Source organism: Celeribacter naphthalenivorans (assembly GCF_020524585.1).
Classification (GTDB): Bacteria; Pseudomonadota; Alphaproteobacteria; order Rhodobacterales; family Rhodobacteraceae; genus Celeribacter; species Celeribacter naphthalenivorans.
In genome coordinates this window covers 37764-59141 of sequence record NZ_JAIVLK010000010.1, presented here as the reverse complement: position 1 = coordinate 59141, position 21378 = coordinate 37764, and the positions used below count along the sequence as shown (strand labels likewise).

At 61.1% G+C, this 21378-nt stretch carries 21 protein-coding genes; 9 read left to right on the top strand and 12 right to left on the bottom strand.

Features of this window, described 5'->3' with window-relative positions:
- Positions 1 to 7: 7 nt before the first annotated feature.
- Positions 8 to 1174: an MFS transporter gene (locus LC094_RS18660; protein WP_226554307.1), complete on the bottom strand. Its 1167-nt coding sequence runs from the start codon at positions 1172 to 1174 to the stop codon at positions 8 to 10.
- A gap of 274 nt (positions 1175 to 1448) precedes the next feature.
- Here LC094_RS18660 and LC094_RS18655 point away from each other — a divergent pair, with 274 nt between their 5' ends.
- Together LC094_RS18655 and LC094_RS18650 are read left to right on the top strand one after the other, a co-directional pair.
- Complete coding sequence (locus LC094_RS18655; RefSeq protein ID WP_226554306.1) at positions 1449 to 1817, top strand: DUF2255 family protein; 369 nt, start codon at positions 1449 to 1451, stop codon at positions 1815 to 1817.
- 29 nt (positions 1818 to 1846) lie between these two features.
- Positions 1847 to 2614 carry an SDR family NAD(P)-dependent oxidoreductase gene (locus LC094_RS18650; protein ID WP_226554305.1) on the top strand — a complete coding sequence of 256 codons (768 nt, stop codon included), beginning with the start codon at positions 1847 to 1849 and terminating at the stop codon, positions 2612 to 2614.
- A 67-nt stretch (positions 2615 to 2681) separates the two neighbouring features.
- On the opposite strand, the gene LC094_RS18645 is transcribed toward LC094_RS18650, so the two are convergent.
- The 5 genes from LC094_RS18645 to LC094_RS18625 all read right to left on the bottom strand — a co-directional run bounded on the left by LC094_RS18645 (position 2682) and on the right by LC094_RS18625 (position 8494).
- Positions 2682 to 4577 (bottom strand): bifunctional sugar phosphate isomerase/epimerase/4-hydroxyphenylpyruvate dioxygenase family protein, encoded by a 1896-nt coding sequence (locus tag LC094_RS18645; RefSeq protein WP_226554304.1) that lies wholly within the window; start codon positions 4575 to 4577, stop codon positions 2682 to 2684.
- A 57-nt stretch (positions 4578 to 4634) separates the two neighbouring features.
- On the bottom strand, positions 4635 to 5909 hold the full coding sequence (locus tag LC094_RS18640; protein ID WP_226554303.1) for a TRAP transporter large permease: 1275 nt from the start codon (positions 5907 to 5909) through the stop codon (positions 4635 to 4637).
- Entirely contained in the window at positions 5906 to 6439 is a 534-nt protein-coding gene (locus tag LC094_RS18635; protein ID WP_226554302.1) for a TRAP transporter small permease, read from the bottom strand. Before LC094_RS18635 ends, LC094_RS18640 begins: the two co-directional genes overlap by 4 nt.
- An 81-nt stretch (positions 6440 to 6520) precedes the next feature.
- Complete coding sequence (dctP, locus tag LC094_RS18630; protein WP_226554301.1) at positions 6521 to 7528, bottom strand: TRAP transporter substrate-binding protein DctP; 1008 nt, start codon at positions 7526 to 7528, stop codon at positions 6521 to 6523.
- 51 nt (positions 7529 to 7579) lie between these two features.
- Positions 7580 to 8494, bottom strand: coding sequence for a shikimate dehydrogenase (locus tag LC094_RS18625; RefSeq protein WP_226554300.1), 915 nt, complete (start codon positions 8492 to 8494; stop codon positions 7580 to 7582).
- A 124-nt stretch (positions 8495 to 8618) separates the two neighbouring features.
- On the opposite strand from LC094_RS18625, the gene LC094_RS18620 reads away from it, so the two are divergent.
- A complete protein-coding gene (locus LC094_RS18620) occupies positions 8619 to 9323 on the top strand; it encodes a TetR/AcrR family transcriptional regulator (protein ID WP_226554299.1) in 705 nt (234 codons plus the stop codon).
- Here LC094_RS18620 and LC094_RS18615 read toward each other — a convergent pair.
- From LC094_RS18615 to LC094_RS18595, 5 genes are all read right to left on the bottom strand, one after another.
- Positions 9320 to 10315 carry an endonuclease/exonuclease/phosphatase family protein gene (locus LC094_RS18615; RefSeq protein ID WP_226554298.1) on the bottom strand — a complete coding sequence of 332 codons (996 nt, stop codon included), beginning with the start codon at positions 10313 to 10315 and terminating at the stop codon, positions 9320 to 9322. The genes LC094_RS18620 and LC094_RS18615 overlap by 4 nt on opposite strands.
- Complete coding sequence (locus tag LC094_RS18610; RefSeq protein ID WP_226554297.1) at positions 10312 to 11403, bottom strand: ABC transporter ATP-binding protein; 1092 nt, start codon at positions 11401 to 11403, stop codon at positions 10312 to 10314. Before LC094_RS18610 ends, LC094_RS18615 begins: the two co-directional genes overlap by 4 nt.
- Positions 11404 to 11414: 11 nt before the next feature.
- Entirely contained in the window at positions 11415 to 12311 is an 897-nt protein-coding gene (locus tag LC094_RS18605; protein ID WP_226554296.1) for an ABC transporter permease subunit, read from the bottom strand.
- Between the two features lie 247 nt (positions 12312 to 12558).
- A complete protein-coding gene (locus tag LC094_RS18600) occupies positions 12559 to 13440 on the bottom strand; it encodes an ABC transporter permease subunit (RefSeq protein ID WP_226554295.1) in 882 nt (293 codons plus the stop codon).
- A gap of 70 nt (positions 13441 to 13510) precedes the next feature.
- Positions 13511 to 14815, bottom strand: a complete 1305-nt coding sequence (locus tag LC094_RS18595) for an extracellular solute-binding protein (protein WP_226554294.1) — start codon at positions 14813 to 14815, stop codon at positions 13511 to 13513.
- Between the two features lie 472 nt (positions 14816 to 15287).
- On the opposite strand from LC094_RS18595, the gene LC094_RS18590 reads away from it, so the two are divergent.
- Positions 15288 to 16223 carry an isopenicillin N synthase family dioxygenase gene (locus LC094_RS18590; RefSeq protein ID WP_226554293.1) on the top strand — a complete coding sequence of 312 codons (936 nt, stop codon included), beginning with the start codon at positions 15288 to 15290 and terminating at the stop codon, positions 16221 to 16223.
- A gap of 21 nt (positions 16224 to 16244) precedes the next feature.
- Positions 16245 to 16514: a sulfurtransferase TusA family protein gene (locus LC094_RS18585; protein WP_226554292.1), complete on the top strand. Its 270-nt coding sequence runs from the start codon at positions 16245 to 16247 to the stop codon at positions 16512 to 16514.
- Here LC094_RS18585 and mobA read toward each other — a convergent pair.
- Positions 16501 to 17136, bottom strand: coding sequence for a molybdenum cofactor guanylyltransferase MobA (gene mobA / locus LC094_RS18580; RefSeq protein ID WP_226554291.1), 636 nt, complete (start codon positions 17134 to 17136; stop codon positions 16501 to 16503). The two genes, LC094_RS18585 and mobA, sit on opposite strands and share 14 nt — an antisense overlap.
- Before the next feature lie 80 nt (positions 17137 to 17216).
- Between mobA and LC094_RS18575 the strand changes: the two genes are divergently transcribed.
- From LC094_RS18575 to LC094_RS18560, 4 genes are all read left to right on the top strand, one after another.
- On the top strand, positions 17217 to 17714 hold the full coding sequence (locus tag LC094_RS18575; RefSeq protein ID WP_226554290.1) for a DUF2478 domain-containing protein: 498 nt from the start codon (positions 17217 to 17219) through the stop codon (positions 17712 to 17714).
- 112 nt (positions 17715 to 17826) lie between these two features.
- The gene (locus LC094_RS18570; RefSeq protein ID WP_167601505.1) at positions 17827 to 18411 is read left to right on the top strand and encodes an ANTAR domain-containing response regulator; all 585 of its coding nucleotides are present in this window, start codon (positions 17827 to 17829) and stop codon (positions 18409 to 18411) included.
- Entirely contained in the window at positions 18408 to 19583 is a 1176-nt protein-coding gene (locus LC094_RS18565; protein WP_226554289.1) for a CmpA/NrtA family ABC transporter substrate-binding protein, read from the top strand. The genes LC094_RS18570 and LC094_RS18565 overlap by 4 nt, the downstream gene beginning before the upstream one ends.
- A gap of 281 nt (positions 19584 to 19864) precedes the next feature.
- Positions 19865 to 21232, top strand: a complete 1368-nt coding sequence (locus LC094_RS18560) for a CmpA/NrtA family ABC transporter substrate-binding protein (protein ID WP_226554288.1) — start codon at positions 19865 to 19867, stop codon at positions 21230 to 21232.
- Positions 21233 to 21378 lie beyond the last annotated feature (146 nt).

The following is a 21378-nucleotide window of genomic DNA, read 5'->3' as shown; positions in this document are numbered from 1 at the left end:
GGCCGGATCAAGACGTGGCGCGGCGGACCCAAAGACTGGCGAGGCCCAGAAACACGATCAGCCCGCCCGCCACCGGCACGGCGGCGTAGCCCAAATCCCAGCCGATGACCGCGCCGCCTGCGCCCGCGCCCACAGCATTGCCCAAATTGAATGCGGCGATGTTGAACGCGGCGCCGAGGGAGGGCGCGGCGGCGGCGGCCTGCATCGCGCGGATTTGCAGCGCGGGCACACAGGCAAAGGCGGTGACGGCCCAAAGCACAAAGCCGATCATCGCGCCGGGGCCGGTGGTGGCCAAAAGCGGCAGCAAGAGAGAGGACAGCGCAAGAGCCAGCATCGCAATGCGCGCGCCTTTGTCCAGCGACCAATCGGCCAGCCGTCCGCCGAACCAATTGCCAAAGGTCAGGCCCAGACCGATCAGCACGAGCACCAGCACGACGAAACTGTCATCCGCCCCCGCCAGAGTGTGCAAAAGCGGCGCGACATAGGTGTAGACCGCAAAGAACCCGCCTGCGAAAAGCACCGTGGCGATGAGCGTGATCGCCATCTGCGGATTGAGCAGCGCGCGCAATTCGGCCTTGGCATTCGGGCGCGGGCCGGGGGCCTCTTTCGGCAGGGCAAGCGCCAGCGCGGCAATCGCGAACAGCCCGATGACGACTGCGGCGCCGAAGGCCATGCGCCAGCCGACATGGGCGCCGAGCCAAGCCGAGGCAGGCACCCCGCCGATATTGGCGATGCTGAGCCCCATGAACATGGTAGCCACCGCGCTGGCTTGGCGGTCTTTCGGGACAAGGCTCGTTGCCACGACTGCACCGATGCCGAAAAACGCGCCTTGGCACATGCTGGTGATCAGCCGCCCGACCAAAAGCGTCCAATAGCCCGGCGCGAGGGCCGAAATCAGGTTGCCCAGAATAAGCACCGCCATCATCGCCATCAGTGCGGCTTTGCGGTCGAACCGCGACATGTAGAGGGTCATCACCGGCGCGCTGACCATGACGCCGATGGCATAGGCGGTGACCAATTGGCCCGCCGCAGGGATCGACGTGCCAGTGCCCTCGGCAATCGCGGGCAAGAGGCCCATAGGCGCGAATTCCGTGGTGCCAATGCCGAAGGAGCCAAGGCCAAGGGCCAACAAGGGCAGGGCGGAAGAGGTCGAAGCGTGATCTGTGCGGTGCATGGTGTGCGGTCCTGTTTGGGCGCTGTTTGTCAGACATCTAAAGCGCGCGGTTTGGCGAGACTATGCATGGAAATTCTCCACCACTGATGAGCGGAGATCATGAACGCGGGGCATTCTTCGACGGCACAATATTCAAATGGTTTCATGAATTTAGATCATGAGTGCCAGTTTCCGCACGGCTCTAATCTGGCTCAGCGGGCGGGTTATATTCCTTTCAACCGGCCAGTGCGGGAGCGCCAGCTGGATGTTCGAAACGGCAATGAGGAGCTGGAAAATGAATTGGACCAAGGAGCAACTCACCGCGATCGCGGCTGCGGACGATCTGAGGATTTCGCCGTTCCGCGAGGATGGCAAAACCTATGGCACGCCGACGTTCATCTGGTCGGTGGTCGTGGGCGACGGGCTTTATGTCCGACCTTACAACGGCGCTTCGTCGCGCTGGTACAAGGCCGCGATGCGCGAAGGCGCAGGGCGGATTTCGGTCGCGGGGCAGATCTATGATGTGGCTTTCGCGCCCGCTGCCGCCGCGCTCAATGACGAAATCGACGCCGCCTATCAGGCGAAATACGCCAAAAGCTCTTACCTCGCGCCGATGATTTCCGCCCGAACCCGTGCCGCCAGCGTGCGCATCACGCCGCGCTGAACCGTTAGATTTCAAGAAAGGAAAACACCATGCATAAGATGCTCGAAGGAAAAACAGCGATTGTCACCGGCGCCACCAAAGGCATCGGCCTCGCGATTGCCGAGCTCTTCGCCGAAGAGGGCGCCAATGTCATCCTGACCGCACGCGGCAAGGACCTGCTCGACGAGAAAGTCGCCGAGATCAACGCCAAGGGCGGCACGGTGATGGGCCTTGTGGCCGATTCCTCCGATCCTGAGGCGCCCGCGCGTGTGTTCGAAGAGGCGATCAAGGCCTATGGTCAGGTTGACATCATGGTCAACAACGCAGGCTCCGGCGATATGGTCGCCATCGAGGAGGCCACGGACGAACATTTTGCCAAGATCATGGAGCTGAACCTCGCCGGGCCGTTCCGCTATTGCCGCGAGGCGGTGAAACATTTCATGCCGCGCAACGAAGGCCGGATCATCAACGTGTCGTCTGTGAACGGCACCCTGCCGATCTGCGGCGTGGCCTATACCTCGACCAAGGGCGGGCTGAACACGATGACCAAAAACATCGCGATCCGTCTTTCGGGCACTAACATCCGCTGTAACGCCATCGCGCCGGGCGTGACCGATACAGACGCCGCGCGCGCCTGGGCGGCGGGTGAACAGGAAGGTGGCGATGTGATGCTGGAGTTCTCCGACAAATACACCAACACCACCGTGCCGATGACCGAGCCGCGCGACCAGGCCTATGCCGCGCTCTATCTCGCCAGCGAAATGGGCAAGGCCGTCACAGGTCAGATCATTCAGGTCGACAACGGCGCTTTCCTCTAAGCGAGAGCACATAAGAAAAAAGACCGGGCCTCATTGGGGCCCGGTCTTTGTGGTTTTGGAAATCGGCTCAGCCCTTCATCGCGGGCATGCCCTTTGGCCGCGCCAGACGTTTTTGTGCGGCAATCCGGAAGGGCGCATTGGCGGCGCCATAGCCGCCATAGCCCGGCTCGCGCTGCACGATCTCAAAGAACATGCCGCCTGCGAAGCTGCGGGAATAGAGCTGGAAGAAGGGGCTGCCATTGAGTTCGTCGTAGAACACATTGGCGGCTTTCAAACGTTCCAAAAGCCCGGGCGCCAGATCGAAGCGCGCCGCGAGATCGGCATAGTAGTTTTCCGACAGGGGCAGGGGATCGAAGCCGCAGGTTTTCAACGCTTCGGCCGTGGCAAAGATGTCGTCGGTCGCAAGCGCGATGTGCTGCACCGAGGCGCCAAAACTCTGCGCCAAGAAATCCCCGGCCAGCGTGCGATGCGTCTCCGCACCGTTGAGCGACACGCAGAACCCGCGCCCTTCGCTTTCGACCACTTGCGAGCGGACCAGACCGTCCGGGTCGATCACATCGACCATGGGCGATTTGTCCATGTCGAAAAGCGCGGTGTAGAACAGCGTCCAGCTGAGCATATTGTCGTAGCTCATGGTCTGGGCGATGTGGTCGATGCGCTTGAGACCGGCGTCGGCGGTCGGCGCCTCGCCTGTCGCCACGAATTCCACGTCCCAAACCCGCGACAGCCCGCTTTCCTCGTCGATGAAATGCAGAACCGATCCTTCAAGCCCGCGAATGGCCGGGATCGACAATTCGCCGGGGCCGATGGGTTGCTCAAAGGGGCTGGCCCCCAAGGCGGTGGCGCGGGCGACGGTGTCCGTGGCCGAGCCGACCTTGAGCCCGATGTCGCAGACACTCAGCCCCCGCGCGTTCCAGACATGGGCGGCGTGGCCACTGTCTTCGGAGTTCAATACAATACGGATGTCGCCCTGTTGCCAGAGGCCGATTTCCTTGTTGCGGTGATGGCCGGTGTGTACGAACCCCAGAGAGCCGAGAAGCTTGGAGAGCTTCTGCGCATCCTCGCCACGGGCGGCGAATTCGATGAAGGACACGCCTTCGACCCCGACACGCGGCGGGATCGGCGGCAGGTCGAGCGCGATCGTCGGCTCCAACGTGCGCACATCGTCCATCAGCGAAATCAGCGAGCGATAGCCGTCCTGCGCGATGGTCAGGGGATTGCCGCCCCGGAACTGGTCGTTGAAAATCTCAAGGCTGATCGGCCCGGCATAGCCCGAGGCCATGACCGCGCGCATGAAACCCGTGACGTCGAGATCGCCTTCGCCCGGCATGTTGCGGAAGTGGCGCGACCAATAGAGCAGGTCCATGTCGATGAGCGGCGCATCGGCCAGCTGGACAAAGAAAATCTTGTCGCCGGGGATGGAGCGGATCGAATTCGGGTCGAGCTTGCGCCCCAACGTGTGGAAACTGTCGACGATCAAGCCGATGTTGTCGTGATCGGCGCGGCGCACGATCTCCCAGGCGTCGCGGTGATCGTTGATGTGACGCCCCCAGGCGAGCGCCTCATAGCCGACGCGGACGCCATGTGCTTTGGCCACCTCGCCCAATGCAGCGAAATCATCCGCCGCGCGGTCGATGCCGCCGAGGCTCGCCGGGTGGCAGGAGGAACAGAACAGGATAAGGTCCGTCCCCAGCTCGTTCATCACGTCGAATTTGCGTTTCGCGCGATCAAAGGCCTTGGACCGGAGCGGTTCCGGCAGGCATTCGAAATCGCGAAACGGCTGGAACAGCGGGATGTCGAGCCCGTAATCGCGCACCATCCGCGCCACCTCGCGTGGGCCGCCGTCATGGGCGATGAAATCCTGTTCGAAAATCTCGATGCCGTCGTAGCCTGCCTTCGAGATGGCGTCGAGTTTCTCCCGGAAGTTGCCGGAAATCGAAACGGTGGCAATCGAGGTCTTCATCGTGGGAAACTCCTATGGGAAAGACCCCAGGCCCAAAATGGGCCCGAGGGTGTTTTATCAATAACCAAGCACGGTCGGCAGCCAGGTCACCGTTTGCGGCACAAAGGTGAGGATCAACAGCACCAGCACCTCCACCGCAAAGAACGGCAGGATCGCGCGGGTGAGCTTTGCCATCCCCACCTGCGCCACCCCTTCGGCGACGAAGAGACAGAGGCCCAGCGGCGGCGTGATCAACCCGATCATCAAGTTGAAGATCACGAGAATGCCGAAATGCACCGGGTCGATGCCGAGGCTCACGGCAATCGGATGCAGGATCGGCACGAGGACCAACATGGCCGCGATGCCTTCGAGGAAGAGACCCACGAAGAGGAACAGCAGGATCACGGCGATCAGGAAGGCGGTCTGACCATCGACGTTCGACAGCACCCAATCGGTGAGCATGTTCGGCACGCGGTTGTAGGTCAAAAGCCAGTTGCCCGCGCCCACGGCAGAGATGATCACAAGGATCACCGCACTGTCGCGCATGGCGGCGGCGAAGATCGTCGGCAGACGGTCGAGCTTGATCTTGCGGTAGACGAAGAGGCCGAGGAAGAGCGCATAGGCGACCGCAAAGCTGGCCGCTTCGGTGGGTGTCACGATGCCCAAGAGGATCGACCCCACCACGAAAACCGGCATCAACAGCGGAAGGATGCCACCCATCAGGGCCTGACCTGCAGGCTGCGTCACCAGATCGCTGGTCTGATCGCCATGGTCGATTTTCACCGTCAGCATCACATAGGCCGAGAGGAAGACGGCCAAAAGGATGCCGGGGATCACGCCCGCCATGAAGAGCGCGGGCACTGAAACGCCGGAGACGATCAGCGCATAGATGATCACCGGGATCGAGGGCGGAATGATCGGCCCGATGACGGAGGAGGCGGCAGTCAGGGCGGCGGCGAAATCGCGTTTGTAGCCGTGTTTCTCCATCTCGGGGATGAACACGCGCCCGATGGCGGAGGTGTCGGCCACGGCAGAACCGGAAAGACCGGCAAAGATCACAGAGGCCCAGATGTTGACCAAGGCCAGACCCGCGCGCATCCGCCCGACGAGGACGTTGGCAAAGGCGATGATACGACCGGTGATGCCGGACTCGTTCATCATCTCACCCGCCAAAACGAACAGCGGGATGGCCAAAAGCGGGAAAGAGTTCAGGCTCTTGAACATCTCGGTGGCGACGATGCGCATGACATAGGGATTGTCCTGCGTCGCCATGAAAGAAAACAGCGCGGCGAGGATCGAGAAGGCGATCGGCACACCGGCGATCAGCGCAAGGATCAGAACGGCGTAGATCATCTCTGCACCCCTTTCAAAGCGTCAAGGCGCTCAAAGAATTTTCCAAAGGCCGCCAGCGCCAAAAGCACGCCGCCGATGGCCATGGCATATTGCCAGGTGCCGACCTTGCCGATCCAGGTGAGGGCTTCGATGCCGGTGGATTGCGCAAGGCTGTCGGCGGTGGATTTCAGACCCGAGGAGGCCAGATTGCCGCGACGCATGGCGAACATATGCCCGGAATAGGCGAGACACAGCCCGGAGATCATGGTGACCACATCCACCGCGAGATAAAGTTTCTCGCGGGTTCGGCGTTTGATCATGTCGACAAGGATCGTAAAGCGGATGTGTTGATCGACGCTATAGGCCCAAGCGACGCCGAACATCACGCCATAAATGGTCAGGTAAATCGGAAGCTCCTCGCCCCAAGGCACGGATTGCCCGACGATGTAGCGGCGCAGCGAGTTCACGAAGATGATCGCGAAGACGAGCGCCATGGACAGGCCGGAGCCAAAGGCGAAAACCCGTCTGAGAATGGCGTTGAAACGGTGCATGGAGCCCCCTCTTTACGGCGTTGGACCGGCACATTTTGCGCCGGTCCGCCGTCAGTTACGTGTCGTGGTCCGGATGAGGGATCACTCGTTCGTGGCGGCCACGGCGGCCTGCAGGTTGTCGATCCAGACGGCATCGTCGCCCAGCTCGCCACGGAGATATTCGATCACGGCAGGCTGTGCTTTCTCAGCGAATGCGGCGATTTCGTCGGCGGTCGGGGAGTAGACTTGCATGCCTTCTTCCTGAACCTTCTTGACGCCTTCTGCGGTGTTCCACTGCTGGATCGAACGGCCCATGTTGCCCGCGATGCGCGCGGCTTTCGCGACGACTTCCTGCTCGGAGGCCGAGAGGTCGCCAAAGAACGCGTCGTCGATCACGATGAAGTCGGCGGCGTAGACGTGGCCGTCGAGCGTCATGTATTGCTGCAGCTTGTGCAGGCCGTTGTTGTAGATAACGCCAACCGGGTTTTCCTGACCGTCGACCACACCCGTGGAGAGCGCGTTCGGCAGTTCGGTCCATGCGATCGGGGTCGGCTCACCGCCCAGACCTTTGACCATTTCGATGTAGAGCGGGATCGGCTGAACGCGGAATTTCAGGCCTGCCATATCCTCGGGGCTGCGAATTTCGCGGGTGCCGTTGGTGAAGTTGCGGAAACCGGTTTCACCGTAAGCCAGCGTGCGCAGGCCGGTTTGGTCGAGGCAGTGCTGCGCGAGGTTGTCGCCGAATTCACCGTCGAGCACGTCCCAAGCCACGGTCGCGGAGGCAAAGGTGTAAGGGATGTCGAGAACGGAGGCCGCCGGGCAGGCTTTCGACATGGCGCCGGAGACGATGGCCATCTGCAACAGGCCTTCTTGGGCCTGACCGATCAGCTCGTCTTCGTTGCCAAGGGCGCCTGCCGGGAAGATTTCGACTTCAAGATCGGTTTCACCTTCGACGATGTTCTTGAAAATCTGGGCCGCAGCGCCTTTTTTCGAGCCGGTCCATTCGTCCGGGTCGACGTGGGCGATGCGGATGGTTTCCGCGCTGGCCATGGCACCCATGCCGAGCGTGAGCGCCGCAGCGGCGGTGAGGGTTTTCAGTTCAAAACGCATAGTGTTCCTCCCATTTGCGTATCTGTTGTGTCTTGTCGTGTGTGCGTATTCTTAGCTGGCCTGCGTTTGCGGGACCTCGTCAAAGGCATCGAAGCGGGCTTTCATCCGCTCCGGGCTGGCGGGCAGGCCGGTGAACAGTTCAAAGGCGCGAACCGCCTGAAACACCGCCATGCCGGAGCCGGGCAGCACGGCGCAGCCCTTGGCCCGCGCGGCGCGCAGCAATTCGGTTTCCAGCGGGAAATAGACGATGTCCGCGACCCACATCTCCGGATCGATCAGATCGACCGGAAAAGACGTGCCGGGCAGCTTCGCCATGCCCACAGGCGTGGCGTTGACGATGCCGTCGGGGCGATCCTCGGTGACCAGCGCTTTGATGTCGGTCACGGCGCAGGTCGTGCAATCCGGGCGATTGGCGCGGACTTGCGCGGCAAGGCTCTCGGCGCGCGCCGGGTCCGTGTCGGTGATCGACAGCAGCTTCACACCGCAATCGACCAAGGCATGGGCCACGGCCACACCGGCCCCGCCCGCGCCGATCAAAAGCGCATGGTCGCGTTTGGCATGGGGCAGGCCACGGCGAAAGCTCTCGGCAAAGCCCCAAAGATCGGTGTTGTGCCCGTAGCGCTTGCCGTCCTTCAAAACCACCGTGTTCACGGCGCCGACAGAGCGGGCGTTGTCTGACAGTTCATCAAGGTGCTCGATGACCTCGATCTTATAGGGATAGGTGACGTTGAACCCGTCGTAGCCCAGGATTTCCGCCTGCTCGATCAGCGCTTTGAGGGAGGTGTTGGCACGTTCTGGCGCGTCCATGTCGAGGATGCGGTAGACGCCGTTGATGCCTTGGGCGCGGGCCTCGGCCATATGCATGGCGGGCGTGCGCGACAGGGCGATGCCGCGACCGATCAGGCCGGTGAGGACAGAGTCCTTGGGGGTCTCTGTTGTGGTTTTGGGTGCGTTTGGCGTGGTCAAGACGCTCCTCCCAAGCGGTATTGACGATTCGTTGGTGTTAGAATGAACCACTCGGTTAATTGCGTCAAGACAATTGAACCCGGTGGTTAAATGTGCAACTTTGGCGGGGCGGAGGAGGCGAGCTATGGTCAGCGAGACAAAAACAGAACCGGCGCAGGCCGGTGTTCGAGGTCGTTCTCAGGGGCGGTCACAAGGACGGTCTTGGAAGCAAGACCCTGAAACTGTGAAGGCGGACATCCTCAATGCGGCGCGTGCAGAGTTTGCAGCACACGGGTTGTCGGGCGCGCGGATCAGCGCCATCGTCGAGCGCACCCAAACCTCGAAACGGATGATTTTCTACTATTTCGGCGACAAGGAGAGCCTCTATCTCGCCGTGCTGGATCAAGCCTACCGCGAGGTCCGTGAGGCCGAGGCCAATCTCGACATTCGCCATCTGCCGCCGGACGAGGCGCTTCGCAAAGTGGTGGAATTCACCTTCGATCACCACCGTAACAACCCGGATTTCATCCGCCTCGTGATGATCGAAAACATCCACGACGGAAATCACATGTCCCGCATTCAAACGCTGGCGACGACCAACATCGCGGCGATTGATCAGCTGGACCGAATTTGTCGCCGGGGCATTGAGGCCGGGCTGTTTCGCCCCGATGTGTCGCCTTTGGTGATCCACTGGCAAATCTCGGCGATGAGCTTTTTCAACGTCGCGAACCGGGCGACGTTTTCCATGAACTTCGGCGATGATCTGTTTGCCGAGGACGCGCAGCTGATGCTGCGCGAACAGGTTGTGCAGAGCATTTCAAGCTCGGTGTTGCGGCCGGATCGCGTCTAAAACGCGACCCGTGCCCAGACGCAATCGTGATCCGCGAGCGGGCGGTTGTTGGTGTCGAGAGACGACAAAACACCCTTGTCGAGACAGCGCATGTCACGCGCGGCGATCCAGTCGAGCTTCATCACCCGCTCCGGGTGCGGCGTGATCAAGGACGGACGTGTGGTCATGCCCTCGGCCGTGAAGCCCCAGTCGTAGCCCCGCGTTTCGCCCAGCTCGAACAGCGTCTCGTCGCGATGGTCGAAGTGAGGCGGTATGTGGTTGCCGGTGTTCAGGTCGCCGCCGATCAACACGGGCATCCCTGGCGCGAAGTCCTCTACCGCGTCGAGCAGGAGCTCGAATTGGGCATGCCGATGCGCGGCGCCGGAGTTGCTTTCCAGATGGGTCGAAACGACACACATCTCGCCCGCCTCTGTCGGGAGCACGGCGGCAATCGCCATGCGTCCGCCAAGACGCGGCTGCTCCGGGTCGGCGCCGCTTTCCGTGGAAAACCAATGGCCGTGATCGTCGAGGCGAATGAGCGTCACTTTGGAAAGTGGCACCTTGGACAGCACCGCATTGCCATGCCAGCCGAGGGCGTTGAAATCGTCTTGGCAGAAATGCCGCTCGGTCGGCCCGCCCAGCCCCATTTCAAAGAATTCGACACCATAGGCATAACTCATGCCAAGCGCTGCGGCGACCTCTTCGGTGGTGTGGCGCTGGCCGGTGCGGGCCATGCCGTGATCGACCTCGGAGAGAAGCACCACATCGGGCGCAAGCGGCATGAGATGGGCGGCGGTGTCCGCCGGAAACAGACACCGTTCGACATTCCACGCGGCCACGGTGATGTCAGAGGGCAAAGCCTTGTGCGTTGCCGTGCCGCCGATTTGCACGGCATTCATCGCCATCACATCCGCCATCATGGCGCGATGGGCGTCGGCGGTGCGCGGCGCGGTCAAAAGCGTGTTGCGTTGGGCTTCGGTGACCGGGGGCAGGCTGTCGAGGAGCGAGATCATACGCGTTCTTCCTGACGTGTTTGCGCGAGGTTGAAGGCAAAGCCGCCCTCCATACGCGCGCCGGTTTCGGGGTGGAACAGGCAAAGGTTTTGCACCCGGCACGACAGGCGCAGGGGGCCAAGCGCGACCTGTTCTTCTTTGGCGAGATGCACGGTGAGGCGCTGGCCGTCGACTTGACCGTGCAACAGACGATGCGCGCCCAGTTCCTCAATCAATTCGACCTCCATCGCCAGCGGGCCGTGGCTGTCGATGATCAAATCCTCGGGCCGCAGGCCCAGTGTCACCGGCCCCCGCAGCGATGAAGCCAGCGGCAGCTCCAGCCCGGCAAAGCTCAGCCTGCCGTCCTGCATTTCGGCTGCCACGAGGTTCATCGGCGGCGCGCCCATGAAGGAGGCGACGAAGGTCGAGGCCGGGTTGTGGTAAATCTCCGAGGGCGTGCCGATCTGTTCGATCCTGCCGCCGTTCAAGACGATGATGCGGTCGGCCATGGTCATGGCCTCGACCTGATCGTGGGTGACGTAGATCGAAGTGACGCCGAGGCGACGCTGAAGCGCCTTGATCTCGATCCGCATCTGGTTGCGGAGTTTCGCGTCGAGGTTCGACAAAGGCTCATCGAAGAGGAACAGCGCCGGGTCACGCACGATGGCGCGGCCCATGGCGACGCGCTGACGCTGACCACCGGAAAGCTGCGCCGGTTTGCGGTCGAGATAATCGGTGAGGTTGAGCATCTTCGCCGCCTCATCGACCTTTTGCGCGATCACGTCTTTCGGCGTTTTGCGGTTTTTGAGGCCGTAAGCGATGTTTTTGCGCACCGTCATATGCGGGTAGAGCGCGTAGTTTTGAAACACCATGGCGATGTCGCGATCCGCCGGGTCGAGCGTGTTGACCACGTTCTCGCCGATGCAGAGCGCGCCCTCGGTGATGTCCTCAAGCCCTGCGATCATGCGCAGGAGCGTGGATTTCCCGCAACCAGAGGGGCCGACCAGAACGACGAATTCGCCGTCCTTGATCTGAAAACTTGCGGGGGTGACGGCCTCGACGCCGTTCGGATAGATTTTGCGGACGGAGTCCAAAGTGACCTGAGCCATTGATGTTGTCCTTATTTGTCGGATTCCGTGAGGCCCTTGACGAACCAGCTCTGGAAGAAAATGACGATGGCGACGGGCGGCAGAACGGCGATGATCGCCAGCACATTCGCGCGTCCGTATTCGGGGATTTCATTGCCGCCTTGCAGCACCTGAACGATCTGTTTGATGCCGCGCACGAGGGTGTACATGCCCTCTTCGGTGGTCACCATCGTGGGCCAGAGATACTGGTTCCAGCCGTAAACGAACATGATGATGAACATCGCGGCGATCATGGTTTGCGAGAGCGGCACGAGGATGTCGATGAAGAATTTCACCGGACCTGCACCATCAATCCGTGCAGCTTCGACCAGCTCTTCGGGCACCGAGCGGAAGAACTGGCGGAAAAAGAACGTCGCGGTGGCGGAGGCAATGAGCGGCACGATCAGGCCGGTGTAGCTGTTCAACAGGCCCAGCTTCTGTGTGATCTCATAGGACGGCAGGATGCGCACTTCGAGCGGCAAGAGAAGCGTGGTGAAGATCAGCCAGAAGGCAAAAGTGGCGAAGCGCAGGCGGAAGTAGACGATGGCATAGGCGGCCATCATGCCGATGATGATTTTGCCGAAAGCAAAGCCAAGCCCGAGGATCATCGAGTTCTTGAACATCGCAAGCCCGGTGTTCTCGCCGGAGAACCCCGAGGCCTCGAACAGCGCCTTGCGGAAGTTGTCATCGAGCTGGTCGCCGAAATAGAGGCCGGGGCCGTATTTCATCGTCTCGACGTCGGGCGTCGAGGCGGTTTGCACCAAGATGAGCAAAGGCAGGAACATGATAAGCGCGCCGGTGATGAGGATCGCGTGATCCACCACGGTGGACCAGCGAAAGCGGCGGCGAGGGACGACCGGGGTGGCCGCGGAGAGGGAAATGTCAGCCATGAGCGTGATCCAGTGCGTGAGAGTTCATGCGGAGAGGAGGCGCGGAATCAAGGCCGCAGGCCGCCGCGCACTCGCCTGACCGTCCGGCGGTCTGGCGATTTTGTGAGGGAGATGTGCCGCTCAGATGTTCTACGGACATGGCTGGTATAAAGCGCACCGTAGCAGACGTTGATCGCCAGCCCCCGGTCAGGCGAGTGCGCGGCTTTTCTCCGAGAGAATAAGGACGTTTGGTCATCAAATCCTTCCCTCACGTATAATGAATGCGTTTTTCGACCATGCGGAACTGGAACACGGTCAGCGCCAGAACCAACACCATCAGCACCACGGATTGCGCCGACGATCCGCCAAGGTCGTTGCCACGGAACCCATCCACATAGACCTTGTAGACCAGCGTCATCGGGTTGTTGCCCGGTTCGCCTTGCACCAGCGTGTCGATGACGCCGAAAGTGTCGAAGAGCGCGTAGGTGATGTTGATGATCAGGAGGAAAAACCCGGTGGGCGCGAGTAGGGGAAAGGTCACGTCCCAGAACCGGCCAGAGGCCGAGCGGTTGTCGATCAAGGCCGCCTCGCGTACGGATTTCGGAATGCTCTGAAGCCCGGAGAGGAAAAAGATGAAATTCACCGGCACCTGTTTCCAGACGGAGACCACGACCATGGCAAAGGCCGTGTCGAAATAATCCGCCCGCAGGTTGAAGTCCCAGCCGAGGCTGCCGAAAAATTCGGTGAGCGGCCCCCAGCGTTGGTTAAAGAGCAAAAGCCCCATAAAGCCCGCGACCGGCGGCGCGACCGCGTAGACCCACATCAGGAGCGTGCGATAGGTCCGAGCGCCTCGGATCACCTTATCCGCCTTCACCGCCAGCAAAAGCGCCAGTGCCAGCGAGAAAAACGTCACCAGAACAGTGAAGATCACGGTGAAATTCGTGACTTTGAAATACTCGGCAGACTTGGACAGCGAGGCGTAATTCTCCAGCCCGACGAAGGTTTGGCCAAAGCCGAACGGGTCTTGCAGGTAGAAGGAGGATTTTACCGCATAGGCGGCGGGCCAGTAGAAGAAGACGAGGATGATCGAAAGCTGCGGCACCAGAAGGAGGATCGGCAACCAGCGGGAGGCAAAGCCTGCGCGTTTCATGGGAGGGACCTTTCGCAAAAGCCTGGCGGCCGCGAAGACGCGGCCGCCAGAGATGTCTTGAAGACCGGGATTAGCCTTGGGTCTTGGCGAAACGGGCGAGAAGCTCGTTGCCCTCTTTTTCGATCGTGGCCAGAGCGTCCTCGACGGTGGTCTCGCCGGAGAGCACGCGGGACAGCTCGCGGTTTTCCACGTCACGGATCTGGACGTAGAAGCCCATGCGGTAGCCACGGGTGTTGTCACCGGCGGCGAGCATCAGCTGTTTCGGGCCGGTTTCAGCGGCCGGGAAGCGGTCGTAGTGACCATCTGCTTTGGCAAGCTCGTAAGCGGCGGTGGTGACCGGAACGTAGCCGGTTTCACGGTGCCACATGTACTGAACTTCCGGGGAAGTCAGGTAGCGGAAGAATTCGGCCGTGGCCTTGTTTTCTTCTGCGGATTTGCCAGCCATGGCGAAGAGCGACGCGCCGCCGATGAAGGTCTGGTAGCCCTCTTCGGTGATGGACGCCCAGTAGGGGAGGTAGGAGGAACCCCATTCGAAGGACATGCCTTTCGTGCTCAGACCACCGAAGTCACCCGAGGAGCCGATGTACATCGCCGCTTTGCCGGCTTCGAATTGCGCTTGGTTGTCGTCCCAACCGGTGCCGAAGAAGCCGAAGTAACCTTCGTCGAGCCATTCTTTGACTTTGGTGAAGTGCATTTTCATCTCGTCGGAGTTGACGAGGATCTGGGTGCCTTCTGCGCCGTCATAACCATTGGCGTTGGTCGCAAACGGCAGGTTGTGACGGGAATGGAAGTTCTCGACGAATTCCCACGGCAGGTGCGTTTGCACGAGCGGGATGTAACCGGCCTCTTTGAGCTTCGGCGCGATTTCTTCGAATTCTTCGTAGGTGGTCGGCACTTCGACGCCAGCGGCGGCCAGCGCGTCGGCGTTGTAATACATCACCGGCGAGGAAGAGTTGAACGGCATGCCGATCATCTTGCCTTGGTTGTCGGCGTAGAAGTAACGCACGCCCGGGATATAGTCGTTGATGTCGAAATCAACGCCGTTCTCGGAGAGAAGATCCTGCACCGGCACGGTCGCGCCTTGGGCACCGATCACGGTGGCGGAACCGGCGTCGAAGACCTGCATGATGTTCGGCTGTTCGCCCGCACGGAAAGCGGCGATGCCGGAGGTCAGAGTTTCTTCGTAGGAGCCTTTGAAGATCGGGGTGATTTTGTACTCGTCCTGCGAGGCGTTGAAGCCTTCGGCGATTTTGTTGACGGTCTCGCCGAGGTTGCCGCCCATGGCGTGCCACCAGGTGATCTCGGTTTGAGCAAAAGCAGCGGTGCCCGCGAGGGCGAAGGTGGCAGCAGCTGCCGTGATTTTGATCGTGTTCATCACACTGTCTCCGGTTTGGCCCATTCTCGGGGCCTTTTGTCGGTTCACGCCGCGACCCTTTGGGGCCTGTGGCGTTGCGATCCTTATCTCCCGTGATTGCTTTGGGAGAGACAAAGCGGGCCGGGCAGATCGCCCGCGCACCGGTTTGCACAAAGCTCCGCCTACCCACGCTCTGTGATGGTTCTGTGACGGTTTTTTATCGTTTGGATCAAATTCGCAGGCTCAGGTTGTCCGCGCGGACGGTTTGAAATCGCATTTTCTGCAAGCGCTTTGGCAAAATCCCGACCGCATCGAAACTGACCAGAGGGGCAAATTTGTGCCCTTCGTTTCATCACAAGCCCGATTTTTCGCGGCACACTTATAGGTTGTGCCTTGGGCGCGGTGCGGCGCGTGTATCTTGAAAAGACCGGATGATCTGTCTGCGGATCATTGCGGGGAGGAGGACGCAGACAAGTCATTTGAAAGCACAGATATGATACAGATTTTGGACCACCACGACCTGATCTCGGGGAAAGACCCGGGTGGATTTTCCGCGCAATTGGGGCGGGCCTGCCGCAGCGAAGGCGTGTTTCAACTAAGAGAACACGGCATTCCGCGCGGGCTTTTGCGCGATGTCATCGCCTCGGCGGAGGAGTTCTTTGCCCTGCCTGAGGAGGACAAGGCCCCGCTCGACATCCGCCATTCCAATTGCAATCGCGGCTGGGCGGGCATGGGGGTCGAACGTCTGGGCGGCCATGACGGCACACCCTTGAGCAAGGAGAGTTTCAGCATTGGCCTGGATTTGCGCCCCGACGATCCCCGTGTCTTGGCGGACGAGCCGTTTCGCGGCCCCAATGTCTGGCCCGATTGCGATCAGTTTCGCGACGTGATGCGCGACTATTACAAAGAAATGCTGAGCCTCGGGCGCAGCCTCATGCGGGCGGTCGAAAGCGACCTCGATCTGCCAAAGGATTTTTTCAAACCGCATTTCTCCGAGCCCAACGCCACGCTGCGCCTGTCGCATACCCCGGCGGATGGGGGACGCCATGAGGCCCCTGCCGATTTGCCGCAATTCGATTACGGTGCGCTGACCCTCGTTCTGTCCGACGGAGAGGCCAGTCTTCAGGTGCAAAACCGCGCCGGGCGCTGGTATGACATCCCGGATACGCCGGAGACGTTGACGGTTTTGGTGGGGGAGGAGTTGATGCGTTGGAGCAATGACCTGTACCGCGCCGCGCCGCATCGGGTCTTGCCGCCGGTGCAGCCAAGGACGCTCGCGGCCTTTTACCTCGATCCCAACCCCGAAAGCGTCATCGCGCCTCTGCCGGGGCTGGGTGCGCCGCAATACCCGCCGGTGCGGGCCGCGGATTATCTGCGGGTGCGGTTGGAACAGACCTATATGCCGCTTGCCTCTGGACAGGGTCGATGAGGCTGGATTAAGCCTTTGCGCATGACAGAGACGACAGATCATCAGGCACAGGATGCCGGACGGGAAAGATGGGACGACACCCTCGATGCCATCGGGTTGATCTGTCCTTTGCCGGTTCTCAAGGCGCGCAAACGGCTATTGTCCATGGCGCCGGGGCAGGTCTTGCGGCTTCTGGCCTCTGATCCTGCCGCCGTGATCGACGTGCCGCATTTCTGTCAGGAGGCGGGGCACGACTATCTCGCCATGACGGATCACGGCGAGAGCCAAAGTTACCTGATCAAGCGCGGATAAGCCGGTCCTCGGCGCGCGCCAAATCCTCCGCCGTGTTGATGTTGAAGAACAGCTCTTCGGGATGTTCCGCCTCGAACAAAACCGGCACGGCGCCTTTGCCCTCGGCGAATTGCTGCATCCGGCGTTGGTTGCGCTGAAGCGCGACGCGCAGGTCATGGCGCAAACTCACCGGCCAAAGGCCAAAGGTCGGATGCCAGCGCACCTCGCCCCCCTCCTTGGTCACCGCGATGCCGAAACCCTCTGGCTGCGACACGCTGGCCAGTCGTGCCACCAGATCGGTCGGGAAAAACGGCGTGTCGGTGGCGACGGTGACGATGGCCTCAAAGCCTTTCATCGCCGCCCAATCGAGCCCGGCCAGAACCCCCGCCAAAGGCCCCTGTGCCTCAGGCGTGCCATCGGGCAGGATCGGAAAGCCGAATTCGGAATAGCGTTTCGGGTCGCCATTGGCGCTGATCGCCAGCGTGGCGCATTGCGGGGCCAACCGGTCGATGATCCGCTCGATCAACCGCGTGTCGCCCAGCTCAACCATCCCCTTGTCGACACCGCCGAGACGGGTGCCTTGCCCGCCTGCGAGGATCACGCCCGGGAAAACCCCTTCGGTCACTCTGGGACCCTGTGTCATATCCTGTACTCCCTCTAAGCGCTTCCCCCCGTGGTCGCCATTCTGTATGTCCGGGGAGAGGCAAATCAAGGGGCAAAGACATGCTCGGATATGTGATGGCGGAAGGCCGCGGAGAAGTCGATGCGCTGCTGGCGGCTCTGGCGGAGCGGTTGCTGGCCGCAGGGCATCGTGTCACCGGTGCGGTTCAGATCAACACCGACCTGCCCAATGACACCAAATGCCGGATGGAGTTGCAGCTTTTGCCCTCAGGGGAACGCATCCAAATTTCGCAGAGCCTTGGTGCGCTGTCGAAAGGCTGTCGGTTGAACCCCGAGGGGCTGGAACAGGCGGTTTTTCAGACGGAACGGGGGCTCGAAGCCGGGGCGGATCTGGTTTTGATCAACAAATTCGGCAAGCAAGAGGTCGAAGGCCGCGGCTTTCGCACTCTGATCGGCGAGGCTCTGGCGCAGGGTGTGCCGGTGATCGTCGGTGTGAACGCCAAGAATATCGCGGGCTTTCTGGACTTTGCCGGAGAGTTCGCCGAAGAGCTCGCGCCAGAGGGGGAGGCGCTCAGGGACTGGTGTCTGGAGACTCTTTGATCTGATTAAATATTGGGCGATGATGTTCATGAATTAGGCGAAGCAGAAGGGGCGCTCTCGCCCACCGACAGGAATCGTTTACTTCCTGCACAGCTTGGCGCGATTTGAAGCCATGAGTGCCGCTCTTTCCATCATCGTCGTCGAAACCGACCGCACCCGCGCCCAGCTGATCGTCGACAGCCTGCGCGACGCCGGGGATTTCGACATTTTCATCATCTCCGAAGTCACAGGCCTTGCGCGTCAAATTCAGGCGCGCAACCCGGATGTGGTCCTGATCGACATCGAAAACCCGTCGCGCGACACGATGGAGGAACTGGCGCTGGCCTCCGGCCCGCTGGATCGTCCGGTCGCGATGTTTGTCGACCGCTCCGACGAGGGGTTGTCCTCTGCCGCGATCGAGGCGGGCGTGTCGGCCTATATCGTAGACGGGCTGCAATCTCAGCGCGTCAAACCGATCATGGACGCCGCCATCGCCCGGTTTCGCATGTTCCAACGCATGCGCACCGAACTCGCTGAGACGAAAAAGGCGCTGGAAGAACGCAAGGTCATCGACCGCGCCAAGGGCATGTTGATGCGCGCCAAAGGCATCGGAGAAGACGAAGCCTATGCGCTCCTGCGCAAAACCGCGATGGATCAGGGCAAGCGCGTCGCCGATGTGGCGCAGGCTCTGGTGACGGCGGCGGGGCTTTTGTCATGAGACCCACCACGCTGTCCGTTGGCTACATTCCCTTGATTGATGCCGCGCCTTTGATTGTAGCGCAGGAGATGGGCTTTGCCGCCGAAGAAGGCCTGTCGCTCGATCTCAAACCGGCGCCGTCCTGGTCCTCGGTGCGCGACATGCTGGCCTTTGGTCGGGTGGATGCGGCGCATATGCTCTCGCCGGTGCCGGTTGCCACGGCGCTCGGGCTTGGCGGATCGGGCGTGCAATTCGCAGCGCTTTCCGTCTTGTCGATGAACGGCAATGTCATCGGTGTGTCGAATGATCTGGCCGCGCGCCTGCGCGATGTCGGGCACGGGTTTGGCTTTGACGACGCAGAAAAAGCCGGGCGCGATTTGATCAAGGCCGCCAAAGGTCGGCTCAGAATCGGCGTGCCCTTCCCGTTTTCGATGCATGCCGAGCTTTTGTATTATTGGCTCTCTGCGCTGGGCCTGCCCGCGCCGCAATCCGTCGACATCCGCACGGTGCCGCCGCCCTTGATGGGGGCCGCGATCGAGGCGGGCGAGATTGATGCGTTTTGTGTCGGCGAACCTTGGGGGTCGCAGGCGGTGGAACACGGCGGGGGCGAGTTGTTGCTGCCGGGCTGTGCGATCTGGTCGGCCGCCCCGGAAAAAGTGCTGGCCGTGCGTCGCGACTGGGCGGAACAGGAACAGGCCCTGATGGGGCGTCTGATCCGTGCGGTCTGGCGCGCGGGGCGGTGGCTGGGCACCTCGGACAGCCCTATGCTGGCCTCTGAATTGCTGAGCCGGCCCGAATATCTCGACCTGCCGTCTGAGATGCTGGAACGCGCGCTGACCGGCAATATGGTGATCTCCGCGCAGGGCGATGCGCGTCGGGTCGATGGCTTTGTCGAGTTCTACAAAGGCGCCGCGAGTTTTCCGTGGCGCTCTCAGGCGGAGTGGATCGGCACGCAATTGGCGGCGCGCACGGGGCTTGATCGCGCGGCCGCGCAACGGGCGGCGCATGGCGTGTTCCGGTCCGATCTCTACCGTCAGGCGCTTGAGACGACCTCTGCCGATTTGCCGGGTGCGTCGTCGAAACAAGAGGGCGGATTGAGCGTGCCGACGGCGGTCGCGTCGAAGGTCGGGCAGCTGATTCTGGAGAAGAACCAGTTTTTCGACGGACGCGTTTTTGATCCTTTTGTGAAATGATGCGCAAAATTTAGGCCAATGCGTGCATCTGCGGCATGATTTTCGAAGAAGACGGCGAAATCACCTTTGCCCACGCAGCATTTCGGCGGAGATTGAAGTCATCGCAAGGCAACGATGCCGCGATACGGAACATTTTCCCGAAGATCGGGAAGTCTGCATATGCCTCGGCGAACGGGGCAACAGAGCAAAGCCGCTCGATACACCGCCCTTCTCCTCCCTGGCGGTCTATCGGCGGCTTTTTTGTTTTTTCTCCTCAACAGGGAACAGCAGGGACACGCAAAATGAAGAACCTTCTCCTCGGCCTCGCAGCCACGACTGCACTCGCCACGGGTGCCTGGGCAGAGATGCTCGATCTGGAAAAAGACGAACTGACCTTCGGGTTCATCAAACTGACCGACATGGCGCCGCTCGCGGTCGCTTATGAACAGGGCTTTTTCGATGACGAAGGCCTCTTTGTGACGCTTGAAGCCCAAGCCAACTGGAAGGTTCTGCTCGATGGCGTGATCGACGGTACGCTGGACGGCGCGCATATGTTGGCGGGTCAGCCGCTGGCCGCGACCATCGGGTTCGGCACCGAAGCGCATATCATCACGCCGTTTTCCATGGACCTGAATGGCAACGGCATCACCGTCTCCAACGAGGTCTGGGAAGAGATGAAGCCGAACATCCCGGTGGGCGATGACGGCAAGCCGGTTCACCCGATCTCTGCCGAAGCTCTGGCGCCGGTCGTCGAGAAATACAAATCCGAGGGCAAGCCTTTTAACATGGGCATGGTCTTCCCGGTCTCCACGCATAACTACGAGCTGCGTTACTGGCTCGCCGCGGGTGGTCTGCATCCGGGCTACTATTCGCCCGAGAACATCACCGGCCAGATCGGCGCCGACGTGTTCCTCTCCGTGACGCCCCCGCCGCAGATGCCCGCCACTTTGGAAGCTGGCACGATCTACGGCTACTGCGTCGGTGAGCCGTGGAACCAGCAGGCCGTCGCCAAGGGCATCGGCGTGCCAGTGATCACCGACTACGAGCTTTGGAAAAACAACCCGGAAAAGGTCTTTGGCATCACCGCAGAGTTTGCCGAAGAGTACCCGAACACCACGCTTGCTGTGACCAAGGCGCTCATTCGTGCGGCCATGTGGCTTGATGCGAATGACAACGCCAACCGCGAAGAGGCCGTGGAAATCCTGTCGCGGCCCGATTACGTCGGCGCCGATCAGGAGGTGATTGCCGCCTCCATGACCGGCACCTTCGAATATGAACCGGGCGATGTGCGTGAGGTGCCGGACTTTAACGTATTCTTCCGCTACAACGCGACTTATCCGTTCTATTCCGATGCTGTGTGGTATCTGACCCAGATGCGTCGTTGGGGCCAGATTTCCGAGGCTAAGCCGGACAGCTGGTATGATGAGGTCGCGAAATCCGTTTACAAACCGGAGATTTACCTCGAAGCCGCGCGTCTTCTGGTGGACGAAGGTCTCGCCAACGAGGCCGATTTCCCCTGGGACAGCGACGGTTACAAAGCGCCGACGCCCTCCGCCGACATCATCGACGGCATCGCCTATGACGGCAAAACCCCGAACGCTTACCTCGACAGCCTGCCGATTGGCCTGAAAGGCGATCAGACCGTCGTTGGTACTGAGGTCAAAGGGTGAGGTGCGCCCGGAAATCGCTCCAGTGGAGCGATTTCAGCACCAGGCGGAGCCCCGGTGCAAATAAACTTTCCCTTGGGGGCGCGCCGCTTCCTGAGCGCGCCCCGACAACTCCAAACTCAAACTCTCTTGTCTCTCGTGAGGACGCC

Coding starts and splice junctions, on each gene's coding strand:
- LC094_RS18660 (WP_226554307.1), bottom strand. CDS start 1,174: ATGCACCGCACAGATCACGCTTCGACCTCTTCCGCCCTGCCCTTGTTG.
- LC094_RS18655 (WP_226554306.1), top strand. CDS start 1,449: ATGAATTGGACCAAGGAGCAACTCACCGCGATCGCGGCTGCGGACGAT.
- LC094_RS18650 (WP_226554305.1), top strand. CDS start 1,847: ATGCATAAGATGCTCGAAGGAAAAACAGCGATTGTCACCGGCGCCACC.
- LC094_RS18645 (WP_226554304.1), bottom strand. CDS start 4,577: ATGAAGACCTCGATTGCCACCGTTTCGATTTCCGGCAACTTCCGGGAG.
- LC094_RS18640 (WP_226554303.1), bottom strand. CDS start 5,909: ATGATCTACGCCGTTCTGATCCTTGCGCTGATCGCCGGTGTGCCGATC.
- LC094_RS18635 (WP_226554302.1), bottom strand. CDS start 6,439: ATGCACCGTTTCAACGCCATTCTCAGACGGGTTTTCGCCTTTGGCTCC.
- dctP (WP_226554301.1), bottom strand. CDS start 7,528: ATGCGTTTTGAACTGAAAACCCTCACCGCCGCTGCGGCGCTCACGCTC.
- LC094_RS18620 (WP_226554299.1), top strand. CDS start 8,619: ATGGTCAGCGAGACAAAAACAGAACCGGCGCAGGCCGGTGTTCGAGGT.
- LC094_RS18615 (WP_226554298.1), bottom strand. CDS start 10,315: ATGATCTCGCTCCTCGACAGCCTGCCCCCGGTCACCGAAGCCCAACGC.
- LC094_RS18610 (WP_226554297.1), bottom strand. CDS start 11,403: ATGGCTCAGGTCACTTTGGACTCCGTCCGCAAAATCTATCCGAACGGC.
- LC094_RS18605 (WP_226554296.1), bottom strand. CDS start 12,311: ATGGCTGACATTTCCCTCTCCGCGGCCACCCCGGTCGTCCCTCGCCGC.
- LC094_RS18600 (WP_226554295.1), bottom strand. CDS start 13,440: ATGAAACGCGCAGGCTTTGCCTCCCGCTGGTTGCCGATCCTCCTTCTG.
- LC094_RS18595 (WP_226554294.1), bottom strand. CDS start 14,815: ATGAACACGATCAAAATCACGGCAGCTGCTGCCACCTTCGCCCTCGCG.
- LC094_RS18590 (WP_226554293.1), top strand. CDS start 15,288: ATGATACAGATTTTGGACCACCACGACCTGATCTCGGGGAAAGACCCG.
- LC094_RS18585 (WP_226554292.1), top strand. CDS start 16,245: ATGACAGAGACGACAGATCATCAGGCACAGGATGCCGGACGGGAAAGA.
- mobA (WP_226554291.1), bottom strand. CDS start 17,136: ATGACACAGGGTCCCAGAGTGACCGAAGGGGTTTTCCCGGGCGTGATC.
- LC094_RS18575 (WP_226554290.1), top strand. CDS start 17,217: ATGCTCGGATATGTGATGGCGGAAGGCCGCGGAGAAGTCGATGCGCTG.
- LC094_RS18570 (WP_167601505.1), top strand. CDS start 17,827: ATGAGTGCCGCTCTTTCCATCATCGTCGTCGAAACCGACCGCACCCGC.
- LC094_RS18565 (WP_226554289.1), top strand. CDS start 18,408: ATGAGACCCACCACGCTGTCCGTTGGCTACATTCCCTTGATTGATGCC.
- LC094_RS18560 (WP_226554288.1), top strand. CDS start 19,865: ATGAAGAACCTTCTCCTCGGCCTCGCAGCCACGACTGCACTCGCCACG.